The organism is Nonomuraea longispora, from assembly GCF_004348345.1.
Taxonomy (GTDB): Bacteria; Actinomycetota; Actinomycetes; order Streptosporangiales; family Streptosporangiaceae; genus Nonomuraea; species Nonomuraea longispora.
This window is the reverse complement of sequence record NZ_SMJZ01000444.1, coordinates 1-1,016: the sequence shown is the minus strand read 5'-3', so window position 1 is coordinate 1,016 and position 1,016 is coordinate 1. Positions and strand designations below refer to the sequence as shown.

The 1,016-nt window shown below is 65.1% G+C and carries 2 protein-coding genes; one reads left to right on the top strand and one right to left on the bottom strand.

From position 1 onward, the window contains the following. Positions 1 to 162: 162 nt before the first annotated feature. Positions 163 to 390, top strand: coding sequence for a hypothetical protein (locus E1267_RS43855; RefSeq protein ID WP_132342242.1), 228 nt, complete (start codon positions 163 to 165; stop codon positions 388 to 390). Positions 391 to 544: 154 nt separating this feature from the next. Here E1267_RS43855 and E1267_RS43850 read toward each other — a convergent pair whose 3' ends face one another. Further along, entirely contained in the window at positions 545 to 778 is a 234-nt protein-coding gene (locus E1267_RS43850; RefSeq protein ID WP_132342240.1) for a hypothetical protein, read from the bottom strand. Between the last annotated feature and the right edge of the window lie 238 nt (positions 779 to 1,016).

The following is a 1,016-nucleotide window of genomic DNA, read 5'->3' as shown; positions in this document are numbered from 1 at the left end:
GTCGGCGCCTGCACTCGGCGCTCGGCTACCGGCCACCCCTGGAGGTTCTCAACGAGGCCCTTACAACCCAGACAGCCGCATAGGCTGCACTCATAACACGGCTGTCCGGAATCACGGTGGCCCCTCAACCTCGGTCTGGTCAATCGCGCCTACGCGAAAGACTTGCCTGCCCCGATCACCGTTGCCGACCTCAACCCGCACGACCCGCGGATCGTGCGGCAGATCGAGACCTACTTCCGGTCCAACAACGTCGCCGGCGGAAAGTTCAACCACTACAAGCCGGCCGCTGTCCTCATGCGCGAGCAGAACACGGTGATGCCGAACATCAGCAGCGCCACCCTCGCTCGCGCTGAGCAGCTCTTCAGCAGGATTAACGACCTGCTGACTTAACGGGACTGGCGTGGGGCCCTCAGGCTAGGCCCCACGCCGAGCTCTGCGATGTCTCATGAGACAAGCGAATCGTGGAGAACATCCGCACGCCGAAGACGACCGGCACATGCGTGAGTGCATGAACCGCCTTAAGCGCGCCCATGTAATCGCTTTCCTACCGGTCGTGCGAGTCGGCGATCGCCAATTCATCCCGCATCACTGCGGCGGCTGTGCGCGCCGCGTGCTGGAGGCCGTCAAGCAGATCATGCCGAATGCGCCCACGCCCCAGCTCTGCAGCGTCCACCATGGCGGTCAGCGTCGACATGTCGTCGCCGGCGGCGTGCGGCGCGCCGTCCAGCAAATCCCAGGCCGCGTACGCGTCCCTAGCAGCTACAGCTGCGCCCGTCATCTTCCGAGCCACCTCCTGCGCCCCGGCGGCGTCGAGGGCTAGCCCCGTTTTCCGCACGTCGGGTTGATTGAAGATCGTCGGGTTTGCTGTGGTGATCGTCGTCGCGGTATGCCTGGCAGATGAGGCAGCGTGCGCAGTGGGGCCAGGCCAGTGTCGAGAAGATGCTCGGAGCATTACCGGTGGTGGCCGCGTTCTGCTCGCGGCTGCGGATCCGGGAGCTGGTGGATGCGGCTTGTCC

Coding starts and splice junctions, on each gene's coding strand:
- E1267_RS43850 (WP_132342240.1), bottom strand. CDS start 778: ATGACGGGCGCAGCTGTAGCTGCTAGGGACGCGTACGCGGCCTGGGAT.